The 18,458-nt window shown below is 70.8% G+C and carries 25 protein-coding genes; 21 read left to right on the top strand and 4 right to left on the bottom strand.

The annotated features are described in order from the left end of the window. Positions 1–17: 17 nt before the first annotated feature. From ACPCHZ_RS00705 to ACPCHZ_RS00660, 10 genes are all read left to right on the top strand, one after another. Positions 18–1,700, top strand: a complete 1,683-nt coding sequence (locus ACPCHZ_RS00705; RefSeq protein WP_423482988.1) for a uroporphyrinogen-III synthase — start codon at positions 18–20, stop codon at positions 1,698–1,700. A 50-nt stretch (positions 1,701–1,750) separates the two neighbouring features. Then, positions 1,751–2,683, top strand: a complete 933-nt coding sequence (gene hemB / locus ACPCHZ_RS00700) for a porphobilinogen synthase (protein WP_423482987.1) — start codon at positions 1,751–1,753, stop codon at positions 2,681–2,683. Next, positions 2,671–3,084, top strand: a complete 414-nt coding sequence (locus ACPCHZ_RS00695; RefSeq protein ID WP_423483766.1) for a hypothetical protein — start codon at positions 2,671–2,673, stop codon at positions 3,082–3,084. The genes hemB and ACPCHZ_RS00695 overlap by 13 nt, the downstream gene beginning before the upstream one ends. Positions 3,085–3,102: 18 nt before the next feature. Then, positions 3,103–3,552, top strand: coding sequence for a hypothetical protein (locus ACPCHZ_RS00690; protein ID WP_423482986.1), 450 nt, complete (start codon positions 3,103–3,105; stop codon positions 3,550–3,552). Then, positions 3,549–4,025, top strand: coding sequence for a DUF3093 domain-containing protein (locus ACPCHZ_RS00685; protein ID WP_364973397.1), 477 nt, complete (start codon positions 3,549–3,551; stop codon positions 4,023–4,025). The genes ACPCHZ_RS00690 and ACPCHZ_RS00685 overlap by 4 nt, the downstream gene beginning before the upstream one ends. Further along, complete coding sequence (locus ACPCHZ_RS00680) at positions 4,022–4,258, top strand: hypothetical protein (protein WP_423482985.1); 237 nt, start codon at positions 4,022–4,024, stop codon at positions 4,256–4,258. The genes ACPCHZ_RS00685 and ACPCHZ_RS00680 overlap by 4 nt, the downstream gene beginning before the upstream one ends. 86 nt (positions 4,259–4,344) lie before the next feature. Further along, positions 4,345–5,211 carry an oxygenase MpaB family protein gene (locus tag ACPCHZ_RS00675; protein WP_423482984.1) on the top strand — a complete coding sequence of 289 codons (867 nt, stop codon included), beginning with the start codon at positions 4,345–4,347 and terminating at the stop codon, positions 5,209–5,211. Next, the gene (locus tag ACPCHZ_RS00670; protein WP_423482983.1) at positions 5,192–5,791 is read left to right on the top strand and encodes a TetR/AcrR family transcriptional regulator; all 600 of its coding nucleotides are present in this window, start codon (positions 5,192–5,194) and stop codon (positions 5,789–5,791) included. The genes ACPCHZ_RS00675 and ACPCHZ_RS00670 overlap by 20 nt, the downstream gene beginning before the upstream one ends. Positions 5,792–5,836: 45 nt before the next feature. Then, on the top strand, positions 5,837–6,247 hold the full coding sequence (locus ACPCHZ_RS00665) for a hypothetical protein (protein ID WP_423482982.1): 411 nt from the start codon (positions 5,837–5,839) through the stop codon (positions 6,245–6,247). 18 nt (positions 6,248–6,265) lie between these two features. Beyond that, the gene (locus ACPCHZ_RS00660) at positions 6,266–6,757 is read left to right on the top strand and encodes a pyridoxamine 5'-phosphate oxidase family protein (protein WP_423482981.1); all 492 of its coding nucleotides are present in this window, start codon (positions 6,266–6,268) and stop codon (positions 6,755–6,757) included. 33 nt (positions 6,758–6,790) lie between these two features. On the opposite strand, the gene ACPCHZ_RS00655 is transcribed toward ACPCHZ_RS00660, so the two are convergent. Then, entirely contained in the window at positions 6,791–7,207 is a 417-nt protein-coding gene (locus ACPCHZ_RS00655; RefSeq protein WP_423482980.1) for a hypothetical protein, read from the bottom strand. 140 nt (positions 7,208–7,347) lie between these two features. Here ACPCHZ_RS00655 and hemL point away from each other — a divergent pair, with 140 nt between their 5' ends. From hemL to ACPCHZ_RS00620, 7 genes are read left to right on the top strand one after another with little or no spacing between them, the layout of a single operon-like run. After that, positions 7,348–8,661 carry a glutamate-1-semialdehyde 2,1-aminomutase gene (hemL, locus tag ACPCHZ_RS00650; RefSeq protein ID WP_423482979.1) on the top strand — a complete coding sequence of 438 codons (1,314 nt, stop codon included), beginning with the start codon at positions 7,348–7,350 and terminating at the stop codon, positions 8,659–8,661. Beyond that, positions 8,658–9,296 (top strand): histidine phosphatase family protein, encoded by a 639-nt coding sequence (locus ACPCHZ_RS00645; RefSeq protein WP_423482978.1) that lies wholly within the window; start codon positions 8,658–8,660, stop codon positions 9,294–9,296. The genes hemL and ACPCHZ_RS00645 overlap by 4 nt, the downstream gene beginning before the upstream one ends. After that, positions 9,293–9,901, top strand: a complete 609-nt coding sequence (locus ACPCHZ_RS00640; protein WP_423482977.1) for a TlpA disulfide reductase family protein — start codon at positions 9,293–9,295, stop codon at positions 9,899–9,901. Before ACPCHZ_RS00645 ends, ACPCHZ_RS00640 begins: the two co-directional genes overlap by 4 nt. Continuing rightward, on the top strand, positions 9,898–10,680 hold the full coding sequence (locus ACPCHZ_RS00635) for a cytochrome c biogenesis CcdA family protein (protein WP_423482976.1): 783 nt from the start codon (positions 9,898–9,900) through the stop codon (positions 10,678–10,680). The genes ACPCHZ_RS00640 and ACPCHZ_RS00635 overlap by 4 nt, the downstream gene beginning before the upstream one ends. Continuing rightward, positions 10,677–12,272 (top strand): cytochrome c biogenesis protein ResB, encoded by a 1,596-nt coding sequence (gene resB / locus ACPCHZ_RS00630; protein ID WP_423482975.1) that lies wholly within the window; start codon positions 10,677–10,679, stop codon positions 12,270–12,272. Before ACPCHZ_RS00635 ends, resB begins: the two co-directional genes overlap by 4 nt. Then, positions 12,269–13,270, top strand: coding sequence for a c-type cytochrome biogenesis protein CcsB (ccsB, locus tag ACPCHZ_RS00625; protein WP_364973367.1), 1,002 nt, complete (start codon positions 12,269–12,271; stop codon positions 13,268–13,270). The genes resB and ccsB overlap by 4 nt, the downstream gene beginning before the upstream one ends. Positions 13,271–13,272: 2 nt before the next feature. Beyond that, positions 13,273–14,526 (top strand): MinD/ParA family ATP-binding protein, encoded by a 1,254-nt coding sequence (locus ACPCHZ_RS00620; RefSeq protein ID WP_423482974.1) that lies wholly within the window; start codon positions 13,273–13,275, stop codon positions 14,524–14,526. Positions 14,527–14,529: 3 nt separating this feature from the next. On the opposite strand, the gene ACPCHZ_RS00615 is transcribed toward ACPCHZ_RS00620, so the two are convergent. After that, positions 14,530–14,691 (bottom strand): hypothetical protein, encoded by a 162-nt coding sequence (locus ACPCHZ_RS00615; RefSeq protein WP_364973361.1) that lies wholly within the window; start codon positions 14,689–14,691, stop codon positions 14,530–14,532. A 48-nt stretch (positions 14,692–14,739) separates the two neighbouring features. Here ACPCHZ_RS00615 and ACPCHZ_RS00610 point away from each other — a divergent pair, with 48 nt between their 5' ends. The 3 genes from ACPCHZ_RS00610 (at position 14,740) to ACPCHZ_RS00600 (ending at position 16,562) form a co-directional block, all read left to right on the top strand. Further along, positions 14,740–15,054, top strand: a complete 315-nt coding sequence (locus ACPCHZ_RS00610; protein ID WP_423482973.1) for a DUF4229 domain-containing protein — start codon at positions 14,740–14,742, stop codon at positions 15,052–15,054. Continuing rightward, on the top strand, positions 15,051–16,100 hold the full coding sequence (locus ACPCHZ_RS00605; RefSeq protein WP_423482972.1) for an aminotransferase class V-fold PLP-dependent enzyme: 1,050 nt from the start codon (positions 15,051–15,053) through the stop codon (positions 16,098–16,100). Before ACPCHZ_RS00610 ends, ACPCHZ_RS00605 begins: the two co-directional genes overlap by 4 nt. A gap of 78 nt (positions 16,101–16,178) precedes the next feature. Beyond that, positions 16,179–16,562 (top strand): LytR/AlgR family response regulator transcription factor, encoded by a 384-nt coding sequence (locus ACPCHZ_RS00600; RefSeq protein WP_423482971.1) that lies wholly within the window; start codon positions 16,179–16,181, stop codon positions 16,560–16,562. Here ACPCHZ_RS00600 and ACPCHZ_RS00595 read toward each other — a convergent pair. Beyond that, complete coding sequence (locus tag ACPCHZ_RS00595; protein WP_423482970.1) at positions 16,540–17,193, bottom strand: response regulator; 654 nt, start codon at positions 17,191–17,193, stop codon at positions 16,540–16,542. The genes ACPCHZ_RS00600 and ACPCHZ_RS00595 overlap by 23 nt on opposite strands. Positions 17,194–17,325: 132 nt before the next feature. On the opposite strand from ACPCHZ_RS00595, the gene ACPCHZ_RS00590 reads away from it, so the two are divergent. Further along, positions 17,326–17,580 carry a hypothetical protein gene (locus ACPCHZ_RS00590; RefSeq protein WP_423482969.1) on the top strand — a complete coding sequence of 85 codons (255 nt, stop codon included), beginning with the start codon at positions 17,326–17,328 and terminating at the stop codon, positions 17,578–17,580. A gap of 5 nt (positions 17,581–17,585) precedes the next feature. On the opposite strand, the gene ACPCHZ_RS00585 is transcribed toward ACPCHZ_RS00590, so the two are convergent. Continuing rightward, positions 17,586–18,458, bottom strand: a complete 873-nt coding sequence (locus tag ACPCHZ_RS00585; protein ID WP_423482968.1) for a 1,4-dihydroxy-2-naphthoate polyprenyltransferase — start codon at positions 18,456–18,458, stop codon at positions 17,586–17,588.

Raw genomic sequence — 18,458 nt, 5'->3', positions numbered from 1 at the left:
AGCGGAGTGAGCGACAGATGACTCGGCAATTGGGCGTACGAGGCCGTAAGACGAAGCCCGGCCGCATCACGTTCGTGGGCTCGGGCCCGGGTGACCCCGGCCTGTTGACCTCGCGGGCGCAGACCGTGCTCGCCAACGCCGCGCTGGTCTTCACCGACCCGGACGTGCCCGGTGCGGTGCTGGCGCTGGTCGGCTCCGCATTGCCGCCGCCGGCGGGACCGGCCCCGGCCGAGGCACCCAAGCCCGCCGACGCGGATGCCGCGGTGGACGCGGAAGCGTCTGCGGCGCAGGCGATCCCGGGTGGTCCCGAGGTGCGTCCCGCACTCGGTGACCCGGCCGAGGTGGCCAAGACGCTGATCACCGAGGCGCGTCACGGCGCCGACGTGGTCCGGCTGGTCGCGGGTGATCCGCTGTCGGTGGACTCCGTCATCACCGAGATCAACACCCTGGCCAAGAGTCACCTGGATTTCGAGGTCGTTCCGGGCCTGCCGGACACCACCGCCGTGCCCAGCTATGCCGGACTGCCGCTCGGCTCCACCCACACCGTCGCCGACGTGCGTGGGGACGTGGACTGGGCCGCGCTGGCCGCCGCGCCGGGACCGCTGATCCTGCACGCCACCGCGTCGCACCTGCCGGATGCCGCCCGCACGCTGATCGAGTACGGCCTGGCCGACGCGACGCCCGCCGTCGTCACCGCCAACGGCACCACCTGCCAGCAGCGCTCGGTGGAGTCGACGCTGGGCGGCCTCATGGACAAGGCGGTGCTGACCGCACCTGACACCAGCGGCGCGCTGTCCCCGCTGACCGGGCCCCTGGTGGTGACCATCGGCAAGACCGTCGCGCACCGCGCCCGGCTGAACTGGTGGGAGAGCCGCGCGCTGTACGGCTGGACCGTGCTGGTGCCGCGGACCAAGGACCAGGCCGGCGAGATGAGCGACAAGCTGGTCGGCCACGGCGCCCTGCCGATCGAGGTGCCCACCATCGCGGTCGAGCCGCCGCGCAGTCCCGCGCAGATGGAACGCGCGGTCAAGGGTCTGGTGGATGGCCGCTTCCAGTGGGTCGTCTTCACCTCCACCAACGCGGTGCGTGCGGTGTGGGAGAAGTTCAACGAGTTCGGCCTCGACGCCCGGGCGTTCTCCGGGGTGAAGATCGCCTGTGTCGGACAGGCCACCGCGGACAAGGTGCGCGCATTCGGCATCAACCCGGAGCTGGTGCCGACCGGCGAGCAGTCCTCGCTCGGCCTGCTCGACGACTTCCCGCCCTACGACGAGATCTTCGACCCGGTGAACCGGGTGCTGCTGCCGCGCGCGGACATCGCGACCGAGACGCTGGCCGAGGGCCTGCGTGAGCGCGGCTGGGAGATCGAGGACGTCACCGCATACCGGACCGTGCGCGCCGCGCCGCCGCCGGCATCGACCCGCGAGATGATCAAGACCGGCGGCTTCGACGCGGTGTGCTTCACGTCGAGCTCGACGGTGCGCAACCTGGTGGGCATCGCGGGCAAGCCGCACGCCCGGACCATCGTCGCGTGTATCGGGCCCAAGACCGCCGAGACCGCAGCGGAATTCGGCCTGCGCGTGGACGTACAGCCCGAGATCGCCGCGGTGGGACCCCTGGTCGACGCGCTCGCCGAGCATGCGGCGCGGTTGCGTGCCGAGGGCGCGCTGCCCCCGCCGCGTAAGAAGAGCCGCCGGCGGTAGCGGTGGCCTTCCCCCGGCACCGGCCGAGGAGGTTGCGCTCGACGCCTGCCATGCGTCGGCTGGTGGCGCAGACGTCTCTGGAGCCGCGGCATCTGGTGTTGCCGATGTTCGTCGCCGACGGCATCGACGAGCCCCGCCCGATCTCGTCCATGCCGGGCGTCGTCCAGCACACCCGGGAGTCGCTGCGGCGCGCGGCGGCCGACGCCGTGTCCGCCGGGGTGGGCGGCCTGATGCTGTTCGGCGTGCCCCGCGACGAGGACAAGGACCCGCTGGGATCTGCCGGATCGGCGCCCGATGGTGTCCTCAACGTCGCACTGCGGGACCTGGCCGCCGACCTCGGCGAGCAGACCGTGCTGATGGCGGACACCTGCCTGGACGAGTTCACCGACCACGGGCACTGCGGCATGGTCGACGACCGCGGCCGGGTGGACAACGACCTCACCAATGACCGGTACGTCGAACTTGCTGTGGCACAGGCGGATGCAGGCGCTCACGTCGTCGGCCCGAGCGGCATGATGGACGGTCAGGTGGCCGCCATCCGCGACGGGCTCGACGCGGCCGGGCACACCGACACGGCGATCCTGGCCTACGCCGCCAAGTTCGCATCCGGTTTCTACGGCCCGTTCCGCGAGGCGGTGGCGTCGAGCCTGCAGGGCGACCGGCGCACGTATCAGCAGGAGCCGGGCAACGCCCGGGAGGCGCTGCACGAGGTGCGACTCGACATCGACGAGGGCGCCGACATCGTGATGGTCAAGCCGGCGATGAGCTATCTCGACGTGGTGCGTGCCGCCGCCGACATCTCGCCGGTTCCGGTGGCGGCTTACCAGGTGTCGGGTGAGTACGCGATGATCTGCGCCGCCGCGGCCAACGGCTGGATCGACGAGCGCACCGTCGCGCTCGAGACACTCACGAGCATCCGGCGCGCCGGCGCCGATCTCGTCCTCACCTACTGGGCGGCCGACGTGGCCGGCTGGCTGGCGTGACGGAGACGACCGAGCGGCCACCGGACGTCGACACCGGATTCTGGCTGTGGATCGTCGCGCTGCCGCTGATGGTGGTCGGTTACGTGGTGGACGTCGTGGTGACGCCGGTGGGTCCGGCGGCGCTGCGGTACGCCGCCGCGGGCCTGGTGGCGGTGGTGCTGTCCGCGGTGGTGGTGACGTTCCTGATCCTGATGCGCTCCGGCTACCGCTGGGCGCGCACGCTGCTGACCGGTGGCGGTATGGCCTCGGTGGTGTACGCCGCGGCGAACCTGTTCACCACCGAACGGGAAACGCCTGCGGCGCTGCTGTACGCGGCCGCGACCATCGTCGGGTCGGTGCTGATCGGGGGCGGGGTCTTCCTGTTGCACCGCAAGGACGCCCACGGCTGGTTCACCCGGTGAACCGTTAGGCTGGCCCGGATGTCGGCACCGCAGCAGCCACTGAGCAGACCACGCGTCGTCGACGTGGCGTTCTGGCTGCTCGTCGTCGGCGCGGTCGTCCTGATCGGCGGGGGGATGCTCGCGGCCACGGTGAGCTTCGACGCGGCCCGCGACGCGATCGACGCGGCCGTCTCCGACGAGCAGGTCCGCCAGTACCTTCTGCTCTACCGCGGGATGGGGATCGGGTCGGTGCTCAGTGGCGTCGGAATGGCCTTTCTGGCCGGCCGGACCCGCGGCGGCGATCCCCGGTTCCGGCGCGCCACCATCGGTCTCGGGCTGGCGATCACGCTGATCCTCGCGGTACTGGCCTTCGTGTTCGGCATCTCGCAACCCATCACGCTGGCGGGGGTCCTGCCGATCGTCGCCGGGGTGGTCCTGTTGACCCGCCCGGCTTCGTCGGCCTGGTTCACCGCGAAGGACCGGATATGAGCGACGACGCCGCGCCGGTACAGGTGCTGTTCCGCGAGCCCGGCGCGAGCTGGTGGTGGCTGCTGGCCGGGCCGGTGGCCGGGGTGGCGATGGCGCTGATCCAGCTGTCGGCGGGCTACGGTCTGCAACCCCTGGTGCCGGGGATGTTCCTCGTCCTGGTGACGGGTTTCCTCGCGATCCAGGTGAAGGCCGCTCGAATCCACACGTCGGTCGAGTTGACGCCGTTGACGCTGCGGCAGGGCGCCGAGACCATTCAGATCGTCGACATCGTGCGGATCTTCCCGCCCGCGGAGGGCCGGGAGATCCTGCCCTGGCAGTCCTCGCGCGCCCTCGGCGAACTCACGGGGGTGCCGCGGGGCCGCACCGGCATCGGCCTCAAGCTCTCCGGTGGCCGCCACGCGCAGGCGTGGGCGCGACGGCACGCCGCCCTGCGGGCGGCGCTGACCGGGCTGGTCGGCGAGCACGCGGCGTGAGGGCACGGTTGCGGGCGACGGTCGAGCTCGTGCTGGCCGGCATCGCCGCCGTCGGGTGTGTGCTGAGCTGGCTGTCGGCCCGGTCGACGGTGGTGGTCGCGCCCATCGTCGCGGGGGAGCCGGCGACCACCCAGCCGGTGTACTCGGCGCCGGCGCTGGTGCTCGCGCTGCTGCTGGCGACCGTTGCCGGTGTGCTCACGGTGCTCGGCGTCGCGCGGCTGCGCCGCAACTGACCGTCACGCCTCCCCCCGAACATGTCGCGGTGAAGCCCGTCACACCCATCTTGGTACAAAGTGCAGAATCTGTAACACTGTTCCCCATGACCGAACTGGCCGAGAACGACACCCCCGCAGACGCCCTGCCGCTGGGGCCGCAGTCGCTGGTGTGGCGGTATTTCGGCGACAACCGGATGTATCTGATCGGGCCACGGCCCGCCGTCCTGCAGAACATGCTCGCCGAGCTCGGCCAGGGCGTGCTGGACCACTCGGTGTTCTTCGACGACACCGCCGCGCGGGTGAAGCGGTCACTGCCGCCGATCTTCATGACGGTGTACGGCTCCGAGGATGCCAACGAGGGCTTCAACGTGCGCGACTTCCACCACGACATCAAGGGCGAGATGCCCGACGGCAGCAGGTACCACGCGCTGGATCCGGAGACCTACTTCTGGGCGCACGCCACGTTCGTCGAGCAGGTGCTGTACTTCGCCGACACGTTCGTCAAAAAGCTCTCGCTGGCCGAGAAGGAACAGATCTACGCCGAGTCGAAGACCTGGTACCGCCGCTACGGCGTCAGTGACCGGCCGATGCCCGCCGACTACGCCGAGTTCGAGCGCTACTGGCAGCGGATGCTCGACCAGACGGTGGTCGCGCACAAAACGGCCAAGTACGGCGTCGGCTACGTCACCAAGGGGTTCCCCTGCCCCAAGGGCGTGCACCCGGCCGCGTGGCGGGTGCTGTCGGTGGCGTTCGACCCCCTCGCGGCCTTCCTGACCACGGGCGGTCTGCCGCCGCAGGCGCGCCGGCTGCTCGATCTGCCGTGGACCGACCGCCAGGAACGCCGCTACCAGCGCTTCGCCGCACTGTGGCGGTCGCGGCCCGTCAACTGGGTCTGGGACCGGCTGCCGATGACGGTGCGCTACAACTCGTACGCACAGCAGGGCTACGCACGTGCTCGCGCCGGGGTCTGACCCGGCCACCGAGGCCATCCTCGACGCCGCAGTCGCCGAGTTCGAGCGGCACGGCTTCCGCCGGGTCGCGCTGGACGACGTGGCGCGCCGGGCCGGGGTCAGCCGCACCACCATCTACCGGCGCTTCGCAAATCGCGACGAACTGGTGGCCGCCGTCGTCGAGCGGGAGAACGTCGTCCTGTTCGCCGACATCGCCACCGAACTCGCCAGGTCGGGACCGCAGGCGAACTACTACGTCGAGGCGTTCGTGCTGTCGATCCAGCGGTTCCGCACGCACCGGGTGCTGCAGCGGATGATGGACGACGAGCCCGGCTTCGTGATGGCGCTGGCGCATCAGCACTGGGCCGCCGCGATCGAGCGGATGGCCGCGGCGCTGCGGGTGATCTTCCCCGCGGGGTTTGCCGACCGGATCGGCCCGCAGGCCGTCAACGAGCTGGCCGACACGATCCTGCGTTACGCCGCGATGGTGCTGCTGTTGCCGAGCGCCGCGCCGCTGGACACCGACGACGACCTCCGCGCGTTCGCCACCCGGCACTTCCTGCCGAGCTTGCCCGCCGCGCTGCGCGCCGTCCCCGCCTGACCAGCTTCCTGTTTCCTGGGTCACAGTTTCGGGCAGTCTGCTGCCATGGCTACCGAACAGCAGGAACAGCAGGAACAGAGTGACTCGTCCGACAGCGACCGGAACGACAGCGACCGGAACGACAGCGACCGGAACGACAGCGACCAGAACGACAGCGACCGGAACGACAGCGACCAGAACGACGGCGACCAGAACGTCGAGAAGAACGACGCCGGCCAGTTGACCGAAAAACCCGAGGTCACTGACGAGCACAAGGAAAAGGCCAAGGAGATGCGGAAGGCCTACGAGGAGGATCTGGAGACGACCACGCTGCCGGGCAGCGACGGCACCGTCTCCGGGACCGCGGTCTCCGACTGGGTCGACGAAAAGGACAAGGGCAACATCGAGACCTCCGCCGAGGAGGGCAAGGTCGAGTACCGGAACTCCGACGAGTTCAAGAAGCTCCAGGAGGGCTGACGTCCTAGAGTGGGCGCCGTGACGGACCTGGATCGCATCGCCCCCGAGTTCGTCGCCATGGCCCACGCGATCGTGTGGGCGTCGGTGGCCACGGTCGGTCCAGACGGCCGACCCCGCACGCGCATCCTGCACCCGATCTGGGAGTGGGACGGTACCGATCTGGTCGGATGGATCGCGACGTCGCCGACCCCGCTGAAGGAATCTCACCTCGCGGCGCACCCCGATGTCGCGGTGAGCTACTGGACCACCACCCACGACACCTGCAGCGCCGACTGCGCAGTCGAGTGGGTCCTCGACGACGACCGCCGCACCAGGGTCTGGCAGCTGTTCGAGAACGGACCTGAACCGGTCGGTTACGACCCGGCGATCATCGAGCCGTGGCGCGACGGCCCCACCTCCGCGGCGTTCGCGGCCTGGCGGCTGACCCCGTACCGGTTGCGGGTGATGCCCGGCACCGTGATGACACAGGGCGAGCGACACCGGCTGCTCACCTGGTCGGCGAACGCCTGATCCTGCTCAGGCGTCGGCACACCGGGAGAGTCCTCACGGCCGGTCCAGGTAGACAGTGGCGCCGTCGGACCGTTCGCAGGTCAGCATGTGCTGGTCCGCCAACCGGTCCTGCCAGTCGCCGGTCGCGGTGCAGTCCCAGTCCTCGAACTCCCTGAAGTAGCCGGCCGACCGGCCACCCGGCGCCGCGTCCCACTTCGCGATCACCCGGAGCGCCTCGGGGCAGTCGATGTTCGTGGTACCCCGCATGACATGGATGTCCCGGCCCGGCCCCGGGTGGGACATCGGCGCGGGGCCGCAGTCCTGCAGGGCCGCGGTGACCGTCTGCGGGGGCGCAGGCGTCGGGTCGCCCTCGATGACGTTGGCGCCGCAGCCGCTGAGGGCCGCGGCGGACAGCAGAACGGCCGCACACCGTTGCGGATGTCGCATGCCGACGATCAAACTCATCTCCATGGCCTACCTCAAGCCGCCGTGGTTCGTCGCGAAGGCATGGGGCAGACGACGCCGACCACCCTGTGTTCGCCCTCACGCCCCGACGCTGACCACTACACCCTGTAGTTGACGCGCCCGGGGCGACTGGGACACTGGTGGACATGCATGCGTCGGCCGGGACCGAGATTTCGGCGAAACTCTTTGCCGAGGCGTCGGCGGTCATCCCCGGCGGGGTCAACTCCCCGGTCCGGGCGTTCAACGCCGTCGGCGGCACCCCGCGGTTCATCACCTCGGCCAACGGCTACTGGCTGACCGACGCCGACGGCAACCGCTACGTCGACCTGGTGTGTTCGTGGGGGCCGATGATCCTCGGCCACGCCCACCCCGCCGTCGTCGACGCCGTGCAGCGGGTGGTGGCCGACGGCCTGTCCTTCGGCGCCCCGACACCGTCGGAGACCCAGCTCGCCGCCGAGATCGTGGACCGCGTCGAACCCGTCGAACGGCTGCGGATGGTGAACTCCGGCACCGAGGCCACGATGAGCGCGATCCGGTTGGCCCGCGGTTTCACCGGCCGCCCCAAGATCGTCAAGTTCTCCGGCTGCTACCACGGCCACAGCGATGCGCTGCTGGCCGACGCGGGTTCGGGGGTGGCCACGCTCGGCCTGCCGTCGTCACCGGGTGTCACCGGAGCGGCCGCCGCCGACACCATCGTGCTGCCGTACAACAACGTCGCCGCCGTCGAGGAGGTGTTCGCCCGCTTCGGTGAGGAGATCGCCTGCGTCATCACCGAAGCCAGTCCCGGCAACATGGGCGCGGTGCCGCCGCTGCCCGGGTACAACGCGGCGCTGCGCCGCCTCACCGCCGAGCACGGCGCGCTGCTGGTGATGGACGAGGTGATGACGGGCTTCCGGGTCAGCCGCTCGGGGTGGTACGGCATCGATCCCGTCGACGCCGACCTGTTCACGTTCGGCAAGGTGATGAGCGGCGGGCTGCCCGCGGCGGCGTTCGGTGGCCGCGCCGAGGTGATGGAGCGGCTGGCGCCCCTTGGCCCGGTCTACCAGGCGGGCACGCTGTCGGGTAACCCGGTGGCGATGGCCGCCGGGCTGGCCACGCTGCGTGCCGCCGACGACGGGGTCTACGCGGCACTGGACGCCAACGCGGACCGGCTGGCCGGCCTGCTCACCGGGGCGCTGTCGGATGCCGGTGTGGCACACCGGATTCAGCGAGGCGGGAACATGCTGTCGGTGTTCTTCACCGACGAGGAGGTCGGCGACTTCGCCGCCGCGCGCGCCGCCGAGACCTGGCGCTTCCCACCGTTCTTCCACGCTCTGCTCGACGCGGGGATCTACCCGCCGCCGAGCGCGTTCGAGGCGTGGTTCGTCTCCGCCGTCCTCGACGACGAGGCCTTCGACCGCATCGCCGCCGCCCTGCCCGGCGCCGCCCGCGCCGCAGCCGAAGCGACGCAGCCCGCATGACCGAGAAAACGACCGAGGCCGGCGAGGCCGAGCAGAAGACCATCGTGCACGTGATGCGGCACGGCGAGGTGCACAACCCCGAGGGCGTTCTGTACGGCCGCCTGCCCGACTACCACCTGTCCGAGCGCGGCCGCGCGCAGGCGCAGCGGGTGGCGGACTGGCTGGCCGAGCGCGACATCGTGTACGTGGTGGCGTCCCCGCTCGAACGCGCCCAGGAGACCGCCGGGCCGATCGCCGCGGCGCACGGGCTGTCCATCGACACCGACGATGAGCTGATCGAATCGCTCAACGTCTTCCAGGGTGAGCGAGTGTCACCGGGCGACGGCGCCCTGCGCGATCCCCGCAACTGGTGGCACCTGCGCAATCCGCGCGAGCCGTCCTGGGGCGAGCCGTACACCGAGATCGCCGCACGGATGACCGGTGCGCTGCGCCGCGCCCGCGACAAGGGCAGGGGTCACGAGGCGGTGTGCGTCAGCCACCAGCTCCCCGTCGAGACGCTCCGGCGCGCCATCACCGGAAAACCGTTGCACCACTTCCCGACCCGCCGGTTGTGCAACCTCGCGTCCCTGACGTCCTTCTACTTCCACGGTGACGAGTACGTCGGCTGGGGTTACGCGGAGCTGGCCGGGCAGTGACACGGCTGGTGGTCCTGCTGGTGAGCGCGGTGATCGTGCTCGCCGGCTGTTCCACCGGCGACGACGCCGTCGCCCAGGGCGGCACCTTCGAATTCGTCGCGCCGGGCGGCAAGACCGACATCGCCTACGACCCGCCGGACAGTCGCGGCCGTCCGGGGCCGCTGTCGGGTCCCGACCTGCTCGACCCGGACCGCACCATCTCCCTCGACGACTTCGCGGGCGACGTGGTGGTGATCAACGTGTGGGGTCAGTGGTGCGGCCCGTGCCGCACCGAGATCGGCCAGCTGCAGCAGGTCTACGACGCCACCCGGGCGCGCGGTGTCGCGTTCCTCGGCATCGACGTGCGCGACAACAACCGGCAGGCCGCGGTCGACTTCGTCACCGACCGCAGGATCACGTTCCCGTCGATCTACGACCCGCCGATGCGCACCATGATCGCCTTCGGCGGGCGGTATCCGACGACGGTGATCCCGTCGACCGTGGTGCTGGACCGCAAGCACCGGGTGGCCGCGGTGTTCCTGCGCGAACTGTTGGCCGAGGACCTGATGCCGGTGGTCGAGCGGCTGGCCGCGGAGAGCCCGGCGCCGTCGGGAGCCCAGCCGTGAGCGGCTTCGCCGAACTCGCCGCGGCAGGACCGGTCCTGCTGGCGCTGGGGGCGTGCGTGCTGGCCGGCCTGGTGTCGTTCGCGTCGCCCTGCGTGGTGCCGCTGGTGCCCGGCTACCTGTCCTATCTGGCGGCCGTCGTCGGGGTCGACGAGCCCGCCGGTGAGGCGGGCGCACAGGTGGCGGTGCGCACGGCGCGGCTGCGGGTGGCCGGCGCTGCGACGCTGTTCGTCGCCGGGTTCACCGTCGTGTTCCTGCTCGGGACGGTGGCGGTGCTCGGCATGACCACCACACTCATCACCAATCAGCTTCTGCTGCAACGCCTCGGCGGGGTGGTGACGATCCTGATGGGGCTGGTGTTCATCGGCCTGGTGCCCGCGTTGCAACGTCAGGTGCGCTTCACCCCTCGCCAGCTGTCGACCGTCGCCGGTGCGCCGCTGCTGGGCGCGGTGTTCGCACTCGGCTGGACCCCGTGTCTGGGGCCGACGCTGACCGGTGTGATCACCGTGGCCTCGGCGACCGACGGCGCCAACGTGGCGCGTGGCGTGGTGCTCGTGCTGGCCTACTGCCTCGGATTGGGAATCCCGTTCGTGCTGTTGGCCTTCGGCTCGGCGCGGGCGGTCTCCGGCCTGGGCTGGTTGCGCAGGCACACCCGCGCCATCCAGGTGTTCGGCGGCATCCTGCTGGTGATCGTCGGCGCTGCGCTGGTGACCGGCCTGTGGAGCGACTTCGTCTCCTGGGTGCGCGACGCCTTCGTCAGCGACGTCAGGCTGCCGATATGAGGCCCCTGCTCGCGCTGATCCGCAACACCTGGCGGACGCTGACGTCGATGGGCACCGCGCTGGTGCTGCTCTTCCTGTTGGCCCTGGCCGCGATTCCCGGCGCGCTCCTGCCGCAGCGCAGCCTCAACGAGTCGAAGGTCGCCGAGTACATCGCCGACCGCCCCACGCTGGGCCCGCTGCTGGACCGGCTGCAGGCGTTCGACGTCTTCTCGAGCTTCTGGTTCACCGCGATCTACGCCCTGCTCTTCATCTCCCTCGTCGGCTGCCTGACACCGCGGCTGTTCGAGCACATCCGCAGCCTGCGCGCGGTGCCGGTGCCCGCCCCACGCAACCTGGGCCGGCTGCCCAAACACCACACCGGCGAGGTCGCGGGCGATCCGCAAGCGGTGGCCGCGGCCGTGTCGGGCCGGTTGCGCGGTTGGCGGCAGGTCACCCGCACCGAGGGCGCGTCGACCGAGATATCGGCCGAGAAGGGCTATCTGCGCGAGTTCGGCAACATCGTCTTCCACTTCTCGCTACTCGGCCTGCTGGTGGCGATCGCCGCGGGCAAGCTGTTCGGCTACGAGGGCAACGTGATCGTGATCGCCGACGGCGGCCCCGGATTCTGCTCGGCCTCACCCGCGGCGTTCGACTCGTTCCGGGCGGGAAACACCGTCGACGGTACATCGCTGCATCCGATCTGCTTGCGCGTCAACGAGTTCGACGCCGAGTACCTGCCCACCGGGCAGGCCACCTCGTTCGCCGCGGACATCGAGTACCAGGCCGGGCAGGACCTCGCCGACGACGTCTGGCAGCCCTACCGGCTGCGGGTCAACCACCCGCTGCGCGTCGGCGGCGACCGGGTGTACCTCCAGGGCCACGGCTACGCGCCGACGTTCACCGTCACGTTCCCCGACGGGCAGAGCCGAACCCAGACCGTGCAGTGGCGGCCCGACAACCAGATCACCTTCCTGTCCTCGGGGGTGATGCGCTTCGACCCGCCCGCGGGCACCTATCCGGACCCCGACCGGCGCCGCGAGCAGCAGATCGCGATCCAGGGCTTGTTCGCCCCGACCCAGCAGCTCGACGGCACGCTGCTGTCGTCGAGCTTCCCCGCGCTCAACGATCCTGGCGTGGCGATCGACGTGTACCGCGGCGACACCGGTCTGGACACCGGCCGGCCGCAGAACCTGTTCACCCTCGACGAGCGGCTCATCGGTCAGGGCCGGCTGAGCAGGGTGGCGCGCGTCAACCTGAGCGAAGGCGCCGAGACCCGCCTCGACGACGGCACCGTCGTCCGCTTCGACGGTGCAGTGCCCTTCGTCAACGTGCAGGTGTCGCACGACCCGGCGCAGGTGTGGGTGCTGGTGTTCGCCATGACGATGATGGCCGGGTTGCTGGTGTCGTTGGTCGTCCGCCGCAGGCGGATCTGGGTTCGGATCGAACCCGCTGTGCCGGGTACGGTGAGCGTCGAGCTGGGTGGGCTGGCCCGCACCGACAACTCCGGCTGGGGCGAGGAGTTCGAGCGGTTGGTGTCGCGGCTGCTGGCCGCCCACGCGAGTGACGAGGTGCGTGCCGATGCGGCCACGCGCTCAGGAGAGAAGGTCACATGAACGGGCAGGTCGACATCGGACTGGCGCGCTACTCCGATTGGGCGTTCACGTCGTCGGTGGTGGTGCTGGTGGTCGGGCTGTTGCTGCTCGCCGTCGAACTCGCGTACAGCCGCAGCCGCAAGGTCGAGCAACGCGAACTGGTGGGAGCCGCCCCGGCGGCGACATCCAACCGGCGAGCCGCAGTCGGCGCCGACAGCGCCACGCCCGGCGTCGTCGCCGATGTGCCCAAGCGCCCGGTCGACGAACGCATCGGCGCGGCAGGCCTGTCGCTGACCTATGTCGGCATCGCGCTGCTGCTGGCGTGCATCGTGCTGCGCGGGCTGTCCACCTCGCGGGTGCCGTGGGGCAACATGTACGAGTTCATCAACCTCACCTGCCTGTGCGGTCTGGTGGCCGCCGCGGTGGTGCTGCGCAAGCCGCAGTACCGCGCGCTGTGGGTGTTCGTGCTCGTGCCCGTGCTGATCCTGCTCACGGTGTCCGGTCGCTGGCTGTACTCGCACGCCGCACCGGTGATGCCCGCCCTGCAGTCCTACTGGCTGCCGATCCACGTCTCGGTCGTGAGCCTGGGCTCCGGGGTGTTCCTGGTCGCCGGTGTGGCCAGCATCCTGTTCCTGGTCAAGATGTCGCGGCTGGGCACGCCCACCGCCGACGGTCCGTGGGCGCGCATCGTCAACCGGCTGCCGGACGCGCAGACCCTCGACCGGATCGCCTACCGCACCACGATCTTCGCGTTCCCGGTGTTCGGGTTCGGGGTGATCTTCGGGGCGATCTGGGCCGAGGAGGCGTGGGGCAGGTACTGGGGCTGGGACCCCAAGGAGACCGTGTCGTTCATCGCCTGGGTGATCTACGCCGCCTACCTGCATGCCCGTTCGACCGCGGGCTGGCGCGACCGCAAGGCCGCCTGGATCAACGTCGCCGGCTTCGTGGCGATGGTGTTCAACCTCTTCTTCATCAACCTCGTCACCGTCGGACTGCACTCCTACGCCGGGGTGGGCTGAGAGTGGCTGACCAATCGTCCGGTTTTCGTGCACAGCGGCGGTTCAGCGATCCGGCGGCCGGGGGTGCGTACACCGAGGCCCCGCCGCCGGAGTGGACCGCGCCGACACCGCCGAACGGCCTGCCCGTCGCCGAGATCCAGGCGGCCGCGACGGAGGCCCCGCCGGCCCCTGCGCCTGTGCTCCCGCCACCCGTCGCCGCGCCGCCGCAGCCCGCTCATCCACCGACCCCGCCCGTCGCACCCGTTGTGGTTCCGCCGCCCCTGCCGCCGGTGCCCGCCGCAGCGCCCCTTCCGCCGCTGCCCCCCGACGCACCGCAGCCGCACCTGGACCTCTCGGCCGTCGCGCTGCTGGGCCGGCCCGAGCGGGCGCCGTCGCACGGCTGGCGCAAATGGCTCTACCTGGCGTCGTTCAAGCTGATCAACGTGGGGGAGAGCCCCAAGGCCACTCGCCGCGACAGCCTGCACGCCCAGGTCCGGCAGCCGCTGCACGGGTGCTACCGCATCGCGCTGCTGTCGCTCAAGGGCGGCGTCGGCAAGACCACCATCACCGCCACCCTCGGCGCGACGTTCGCGTCCATCCGCGGAGACCGCGTGGTGGCGGTCGACGCCAACCCCGACCGCGGCACGCTGAGCGAGAAGGTGCCGCTCGAGACCCCGGCCACCGTCCGGCATCTGCTGCGCGACGCCGAGGGCATCGAGCGGTACAGCGACGTGCGCGCCTACACGTCGCAGGGTCCGAGCCGGCTGGAGGTGCTGGCGTCGGAGAGCGACCCGGCCGTCTCGGAGGCGTTCAGCTCCGACGACTACTCCCGCACGCTCGAGGTGCTCGAGCGGTTCTACAGCCTGGTGCTCACCGACTGCGGCACCGGCCTGATGCATTCGGCGATGTCGGCGGTGTTGTCCAAGGCCGACGTGCTGGTCGTCATCAGTTCGGGTTCGGTCGACGGTGCCCGCAGCGCGTCGGCGACGCTGGACTGGCTCGACGCCCACGGCCATGAGGACCTGGTGAAGAACTCGATCGCCGTCGTCAACGCGGTGCGGCCGCGCTCGGGCAAGGTGGACATGCAGAAGGTGGTCGACCACTTCGGGCGGCGCTGCCGCGCGGTGCGGGTGGTGCCGTTCGACCCGCATCTGGAAGAGGGCGCCGAGATCGATCTGGATCGGCTCAAGCCCGCGACGCGTGAGGCACTGATCGATCTGGCGGCGGTGGTGGCCGACGGTTTCCCCGGCGCAGCGCGCACCGGCAACCCGGCCTGACCGCTACGGACGGGGGTTGTCGCCGTCCCGCAGCCGCCGCAGGAAATCCGGGTCGTCGTCCGGCCCGATCACACGTGGCCGGGGCCGGCTCGCGCTCGCTCGGGTGAGCCGCCAACCGACGTAGACCAGGCCTGCCAGGACGAGCAACAGGATGAGATACGCCACCAAAACCTCCTGCTACCGAATATACGCGTCGTCGGTAGGCTCGTGACCGTGTCAGAAGACCGGCCCACAGCACGCCTCATGGTCGACGTGGCGCTCTACACGGTGGCGCGCCTGGTCCTGGTGGCGGTGCTCGCCGCGGCCATTTTCCTCACCGGCAGACTGCTGGGAATCGAGCAGTTCCCCATCGTCGTGGCGATCCTCTTCGCGATCGTGATCGCACTGCCCCTGGGCATCTGGGTGTTGTCGCCGCTGCGCCGCCGTGCCACCGCGAGCATCGCCATCGTCGACGAACGCCGTCGCCGCGACCGCGAGCAGTTGCAGGCCCGGCTGCGGGGAGATGACCACACAGCCGATCCGTCGTGACGTCCCGCGAGGCGTTCGGGGCCGAATTCCTCGGTGCCGAAGGCTTTCTCAACTCGCCGACCTACGGTCTGCCGCCGCGGTTCCTCGCCGAGGCACTCGATTCCTGTCTCCGGCAGTGGCAGGCCGGGACGATGGAGCCGGTCACCTTCGACGACCCGGTGACCGCCGGGCGGGCCGGATACGCGGCGCTGGTCGGAGTGCCCGTCGAATCGGTGGCGCTGGCCGGGTCGGCGTCCGCGGCGCTGGGCCTGGTGGCCGCCGCGATCCCCGACGGCGCCGCTGTCGCCACGCTGGCCGGTGAGTTCACCAGCACCACATTCCCGTTCGCCGCGCAGGCAGGCCGCGGCGTCACCGTCACCGAACTGTCACAACCTGAGCTGCTGGCCCGCGCCGCCGAATTCGACGTGGTGACCGTCAGCCTCGTGCAGTCCGCCGACGGCGCCGTGCTCGACGCCGACGCACTGCGGTCGGCGGTCGCAGGCGCCCCGACGCTCACCGTCGTCGACGTCACCCAGGCCGCCGGCTGGAAGCGTCTCGATCTCGGCTGGGCCGACGTCACGGTCGCCTCGGTGTACAAGTGGCTGTTGGCGCCGCGCGGGACGGCGTGGATGTCGTTGAGCCACAGGATCGCCGGGGTCATGACCCCGCACGCCGCGAACTGGTACGCCGGCACGCAGCCGTGGCAGTCGATCTACGGTCTGCCGCTGCGGCTCGCCGACGACGCCCGGCGCTTCGACACCTCGCCCGCATGGTTCGGGGTCCTCGGGTCGGGGCTGACGCTGCCGTGGCTGGCATCGCTGGACCCGGTCGCTGTGGAGGCGCACACCGTCGGTCTGGCCTCCCGGCTGCGCACCGAACTCGCTCTGCCGGTGTCGGACTCGGCGATCGTGTCCATCCCGGTGGCCGGCCCGGTGACATCGGCCACCGACCGGTTGCGGCAGGCGGGCATCCGGGCATCCGTCCGGGCCGGCGCGGTGCGGGTCGGCTTCCATCTGTACAACACCGACGACGACCTCGATCGGCTGCTCGACGCGCTGAGTGTTTGACCTTTCCGGCTAGCGGTAATGCGCCTGCCGACGTGCTCTGCGACGCTGGCGTCATGAGGAGTTCGAGGGGGGTGTGCGGTGCGCTGCCTGATCGTCGACGACAGCGCTGATTTCCGCGGCGCCGTCCGCTCGATGCTCGAGCGCGGCGGTATCACCGTCGTGGCGTCGGCAGGCGACGGCGCCGAGGCGCTGCGGCTGTGCCGCGAGTTGCGGCCCGACCTCGCGCTGGTCGACGTGGACCTCGGTGGTGAGAGTGGGTTCGACGTCGCGGAGCAGTTGCGCGGTGCCGAGGTCGAACACCGCCCCGTCGTGATCCTCATCTCCACATTCGCCGAGCAGGACCTCGCGGAACTCATCGCCGTCAGCCCGGCGGCCGGGTTCGTCTCGAAGATGGCGCTGTCGGCCGACGCGATCCGCGACGTATTGGCCGGGGCAGGCCTCAGCGGGCCTCCAGGTAGGTGATCACCGCACGGACGCGGCGGTGATCCTCGGGCGTCTCCTGCAGGTTCAGCTTCGTCAGGATGGCGCGGACGTGCTTCTCGACGGTGCCCTCGGTCACCCACAGCCGGCCCGCGATGCCGGAGTTGGAGCGGCCCTCGGCCATCAACACCAGCACCTCGCGTTCCCGCGCGCTCAGGGCGGCCAGCGGGTCGTCGCGCCTGCGCGCCGAGACGAGTTCCTGCACCAGCGCCGGGTCCACCACCGATGCACCCCTGGCGACCCGCTGCAGGGTGTCGACGAAGTCGTCGACATCGGTGATCCGGGTCTTCAACAGGTAGCCGATCGCGTGGCCACCGGCGAGCAGTTCGGTGGCGTGCTCCACCTCGACGTGTGCCGACAGCACCAGGATGCCGATGCCGGGCGACTCCTCGCGGATCACCCGCGCGGCGTCGAGACCCTCGGTGGTGTGGGTGGGTGGCATCCGGATGTCGACGACGACCAGGGCCGGTCGCGACTCCCGCACCATCGACAGCAGTTCACCGGCGTCCCCGGCGCGGCCCACGACGTCGAAACCCGACCGGTCGAGCAGGCTGGCCAGTCCCTCCCGCAGCAGCACGTCGTCGTCGGCCACCACCACACGAAGCGGGTCCATCCAGTCCTCTCCTGGGTGCGCGGCGCCGCACCCGATGCATCATCTTGCCTCGCACACCGGTTTCTGGCCGCCATCGACCGGGCACCCGTAGGAACGCCGATCGACAACGACGCCCGACGAAGGAGTATCAGCATGGCAGTTTGCGACACCTGCGGAAACGACTACGACAAGGCGTTCCAGGTCAGCTGGCCGGACGGCCGGACCGCGACCTTCGACAGCATCGAGTGCGCGGCTGTGCAGGTGGCGCCCGAGTGCAAACACTGCGGGTGCCGCATCCTCGGCCACGGTGTCGAGGCGGACGAGGGCATCTTCTGTTGCGCCCACTGTGCGCGGAAGTCGAGCAACGCCGACATCAACGACCGGTACCCGGTGCCCGCGGGCGGCTGACCCGGCTACGGCGCGAAGGCCAGCGCGGCGGCCACCGTCACCGCCAACACCAGCATGGTCAGCCCGGTGTCGCGCAGCACCGGGATCAGATCTCTGCCGTGCTGCCCGCCGCGCACCGGTCGCGCGGCGCGCAGTGCGAGTGGCGCCGCGAGCAGTCCGGCAGCGCACCACGGCGTCGCGGCGATCAGGGCCAGCGGGATCAGCAGCGCGACCGCGACGAGCGCCTGATACAGCACGCGGGTGCGCGCGTCGCCCAATCGCACCGCGAGCGTGATCTTGCCGGACTTGGAGTCGGTCGGGATGTCGCGCAGGTTGTTGGCGACCAGCACTGCCGACGACAGCGAGCCCATCGCCACCGCCAGCGCGACGCCGACCCAGTCGATGCGCAGTGCCTGGGTGTACTGCGTGCCCAGCACCGCCACCAGGCCGAAGAACACGAAAACCGCGACCTCGCCGAGGCCGAGGTAACCGTACGGCTTGCGGCCGCCCGTGTAGAGCCATGCCCCGGCGATGCACACCGCGCCGACGGCGATCAGCCACCAGGCACTCACCACCGCGAGCGCCAGTCCGGCGGCGGCGCCGACGGCAAGGCTGATCACGGCGGCAGTCAGCACCGCTCTGGGGGACGCTAGCTTCGCGCCGACCAGTCGCAGTGGCCCGGCCCGCACGTCGTCGGTGCCGCGGATGCCGTCGGAGTAGTCGTTGGCGTAGTTTACGCCGATGATCAGCGCCACCGCGACCAGGAGCGCCAGCAGCGCTTTCCACCACACCGCGGAGTCCAGCCAGGCGGCCGCGCCGGTGCCTGCGATCACCGGCGAGATCGCGTTGGGCAGGGTGCGCGGCCGGGCGCCCTCGATCCACTGCGCGATGCTGGCCAC

This window comes from Mycobacterium sp. NPDC050041, assembly GCF_049541695.1.
Lineage (GTDB): Bacteria > Actinomycetota > Actinomycetes > Mycobacteriales > Mycobacteriaceae > Mycobacterium.
Note: the sequence above shows the minus strand (reverse complement) of the source record. Positions and strands in the feature narration are given on the sequence as shown.

What these genes read in the sequence shown, in the direction of transcription:
- ACPCHZ_RS00665 (WP_423482982.1), top strand. Translation starts at nt 5,837, where the DNA reads ATGGCTACCGAACAGCAGGAACAGCAGGAACAGAGTGACTCGTCCGAC.
- ACPCHZ_RS00675 (WP_423482984.1), top strand. Translation starts at nt 4,345, where the DNA reads ATGACCGAACTGGCCGAGAACGACACCCCCGCAGACGCCCTGCCGCTG.
- ccsB (WP_364973367.1), top strand. Translation starts at nt 12,269, where the DNA reads ATGAACGGGCAGGTCGACATCGGACTGGCGCGCTACTCCGATTGGGCG.
- ACPCHZ_RS00595 (WP_423482970.1), bottom strand. Translation starts at nt 17,193, where the DNA reads ATGGACCCGCTTCGTGTGGTGGTGGCCGACGACGACGTGCTGCTGCGG.
- ACPCHZ_RS00655 (WP_423482980.1), bottom strand. Translation starts at nt 7,207, where the DNA reads ATGGAGATGAGTTTGATCGTCGGCATGCGACATCCGCAACGGTGTGCG.
- hemL (WP_423482979.1), top strand. Translation starts at nt 7,348, where the DNA reads ATGCATGCGTCGGCCGGGACCGAGATTTCGGCGAAACTCTTTGCCGAG.
- ACPCHZ_RS00690 (WP_423482986.1), top strand. Translation starts at nt 3,103, where the DNA reads ATGTCGGCACCGCAGCAGCCACTGAGCAGACCACGCGTCGTCGACGTG.
- ACPCHZ_RS00645 (WP_423482978.1), top strand. Translation starts at nt 8,658, where the DNA reads ATGACCGAGAAAACGACCGAGGCCGGCGAGGCCGAGCAGAAGACCATC.
- hemB (WP_423482987.1), top strand. Translation starts at nt 1,751, where the DNA reads ATGCGTCGGCTGGTGGCGCAGACGTCTCTGGAGCCGCGGCATCTGGTG.
- resB (WP_423482975.1), top strand. Translation starts at nt 10,677, where the DNA reads ATGAGGCCCCTGCTCGCGCTGATCCGCAACACCTGGCGGACGCTGACG.
- ACPCHZ_RS00685 (WP_364973397.1), top strand. Translation starts at nt 3,549, where the DNA reads ATGAGCGACGACGCCGCGCCGGTACAGGTGCTGTTCCGCGAGCCCGGC.
- ACPCHZ_RS00705 (WP_423482988.1), top strand. Translation starts at nt 18, where the DNA reads ATGACTCGGCAATTGGGCGTACGAGGCCGTAAGACGAAGCCCGGCCGC.
- ACPCHZ_RS00590 (WP_423482969.1), top strand. Translation starts at nt 17,326, where the DNA reads ATGGCAGTTTGCGACACCTGCGGAAACGACTACGACAAGGCGTTCCAG.